Source organism: Ruegeria sp. SCP10 (assembly GCF_040329495.1).
Taxonomy (GTDB): domain Bacteria; phylum Pseudomonadota; class Alphaproteobacteria; order Rhodobacterales; family Rhodobacteraceae; genus Ruegeria.
Genome location: NZ_JBDZYF010000041.1, coordinates 1 through 2,982, shown reverse-complemented (window position 1 = coordinate 2,982; position 2,982 = coordinate 1). Strand labels below are relative to the sequence as shown.

The window sequence follows — 2,982 nt, the reverse complement described above, 5'->3', positions numbered from 1 at the left end:
CCCAATGAGTTACAAATCCGACATTGAGATTGCCCGCGAGGCGAGGAAGAAGCCGATTCAGGAAATTGGTGCGAAGCTGGGCATATCCAGCGATGATCTGCTGCCCTATGGGCATGACAAGGCGAAGGTTAGCCAAGACTTCATCAACTCGGTGCAGGGCCGTGAAGACGGCAAGCTGATCCTTGTGACCGCGATCAACCCGACCCCGGCGGGTGAGGGTAAGACCACTACCACCGTGGGTCTGGGTGACGGTCTGAACCGCATTGGCAAGAATGCGATGATCTGTATCCGCGAAGCCTCGCTTGGCCCGAACTTCGGCATGAAGGGCGGCGCTGCGGGCGGTGGTTACGCTCAGGTTGTTCCGATGGAAGAGATGAACCTGCACTTCACCGGCGACTTCCACGCCATCACCTCGGCCCACTCGCTGCTGTCGGCGATGATCGACAACCACATCTACTGGGGCAACGAAGCCGAGATCGACACCCGCCGTGTCGCATGGCGCCGTGTGGTCGACATGAATGACCGTGCGCTGCGTCAGATCACGGCGTCGCTGGGCGGTGTGTCGAACGGCTTCCCGCGCGAGGCTGGCTTTGACATCACCGTGGCCTCGGAAGTGATGGCGATCCTGTGTCTGGCCAACGACCTGAAAGATCTGGAAAAGCGTCTGGGCGACATCATCGTTGCGTACCGACGCGACAAGACCCCGGTTTACTGCCGCGACATCAAGGCCGAAGGCGCAATGACCGTTCTGTTGAAAGACGCGATGCAGCCGAACCTGGTTCAGACGCTGGAAAACAACCCGGCCTTTGTCCACGGCGGCCCGTTTGCGAATATCGCACATGGCTGTAACTCGGTCATCGCGACCAAGACCGCGCTGAAAGTGGCCGACTATGTCGTGACCGAGGCTGGTTTTGGCGCCGATCTGGGGGCCGAGAAGTTCATGAACATCAAGTGCCGCAAGGCGGGCATCGCCCCGTCGGCTGTTGTGCTGGTTGCAACCGTGCGCGCGATGAAGATGAATGGCGGCGTGGCCAAGGCTGATCTGGGTGCCGAGAACGTCGACGCGGTTCAGTCTGGCTGTGCCAACCTTGGCCGTCACATCGAGAACGTCAAATCCTTTGGCGTTCCGGTTGTTGTTGCCATCAACCACTTTGTCACCGACACCGATGCCGAAGTTGATGCGGTCAAGGGCTACTGCGCCGACCACGGTGTTGAGGCGGTTCTGTCGCGTCACTGGGAACTGGGCTCGGAAGGCTCTGCCCCGCTGGCCGAGAAAGTTGTGGAAATCGTTGAAGGTGGCACCGCGAACTTCGCGCCGATCTACCCCGACGAGATGCCGCTGTTCGAGAAAGTCGAAACCATCGCCAAGCGCATCTACCGCGCGGACGAGGTTCTGGCCGACAACAAGATCCGCAACCAGTTGAAGGAATGGGAAGAAGCAGGCTATGGCAACCTGCCGGTCTGCATGGCGAAAACCCAGTACTCGTTCTCGACCGACCCGTCGCTGCGCGGCGCGCCCACCGGCCATTCGGTTCCGGTGCGCGAGGTGCGCCTGTCCGCCGGTGCTGGCTTCATCGTGGTGGTCTGCGGTGAGATCATGACCATGCCCGGTCTGCCGCGCAAACCGGCCGCCGAGACCATCTGCCTTAACGACGCAGGTGAGATCGAGGGCTTGTTCTAAGCCGCCGAATAAGACATCTCGTGGTCCGGGGTTACCCCGGGCCATGAGGAGAGAAACATGCCCACTCTGATACCGCCGCAAGACTGTCGCTCGATGCGGGAATTGCGGGTTCAGATCGACAAGCTGGACCGCCAATTGATCGAATTGTTGGTAGCGCGTGCGGGTTATATCGACCGCGCATCCCAGCTGAAACCCGGCGAGGGGCTGCCCGCCCGTATCCCGGATCGCGTCGAAGAGGTGGTGCAGCGTGTGCGCAAGAGCTCGGATGAATTGGGCATGGACCCTGATCTTGCAGAGAAGCTCTGGCGCATATTGATTGACTGGTCGATTGCCCGCGAGGAACGCGTGATCGGCGTTGACTGACCGAACAGGCGCCTCGTGCGCCTGATCCGTTTTGGAAGAGGGGATTGAACAATGGTAGCCCAGGTTATCGACGGTAAAGCCTTTGCCGCAAAAGTGCGCGCGCAGGTGGCCGATCAGGTTGCAAAGCTGAAGGAAGAGAATGGCATCACGCCCGGTCTGGCCGTGGTGTTGGTGGGCGAAGACCCGGCAAGCCAGGTCTATGTGCGTTCGAAAGGCAAGATGACCGTTGAGGTTGGCATGAACTCGTACGAGCACAAGCTGGATGTGGACACCTCGGAAGAGGATTTGCTGGCGCTGATCGATAAACTGAACACTGATCCTGCGGTTCACGGTATTCTGGTGCAGCTGCCGCTGCCCAAGCATCTGAACGAAGATCTGGTGATCAATTCCATCGATCCGGCCAAGGATGTGGACGGCTTCCACATCTCGAATGTGGGTCTGTTGGGCACTGGTCAAAAGTCGATGGTGCCCTGCACCCCGCTGGGCTGTCTGATGATGCTGCGCGACCATCATGGCTCGCTGTCGGGTATGGATGCGGTTGTGATTGGCCGGTCGAACATCGTGGGCAAGCCGATGGCGCAGCTGCTGCTGGGCGATAGCTGCACCGTGACCATCGCGCATAGCCGCACCAAGGACCTGCCCGATGTCGTGCGCCGGGCCGACATCGTGGTTGCTGCCGTGGGCCGCCCCGAGATGGTACCGGGCGACTGGATCAAGGAAGGTGCCACGGTGATCGACGTGGGCATCAACCGGATCGAGCGCGACGGCAAGAACAAACTGGTTGGCGATGTTGACTATGCCTCAGCATCCGAACGCGCCGGCGCCATCACCCCCGTCCCCGGAGGCGTCGGCCCCATGACCATCGCCTGCCTACTCGCAAACACCCTCACCGCCGCATGCCGCGCAAACAGCCTGCCAGAACCAGAAGGCCTCACGGC

The 2,982-nt window shown here is 60.5% G+C and carries 3 protein-coding genes; all 3 read left to right on the top strand.

What is annotated here, in order from left to right; all coding sequences use genetic code 11:
• Positions 1 to 4: 4 nt before the first annotated feature.
• Positions 5 to 1,681 carry a formate--tetrahydrofolate ligase gene (locus ABLN87_RS22030; protein ID WP_353014251.1) on the top strand — a complete coding sequence of 559 codons (1,677 nt, stop codon included), beginning with the start codon at positions 5 to 7 and terminating at the stop codon, positions 1,679 to 1,681.
• A 57-nt stretch (positions 1,682 to 1,738) separates the two neighbouring features.
• Positions 1,739 to 2,044 (top strand): chorismate mutase, encoded by a 306-nt coding sequence (locus tag ABLN87_RS22025; protein ID WP_353014249.1) that lies wholly within the window; start codon positions 1,739 to 1,741, stop codon positions 2,042 to 2,044.
• A gap of 51 nt (positions 2,045 to 2,095) precedes the next feature.
• A partial coding sequence (gene folD / locus ABLN87_RS22020; RefSeq protein ID WP_353014247.1) for a bifunctional methylenetetrahydrofolate dehydrogenase/methenyltetrahydrofolate cyclohydrolase FolD occupies positions 2,096 to 2,982 on the top strand: 887 nt, incomplete at its 3' end.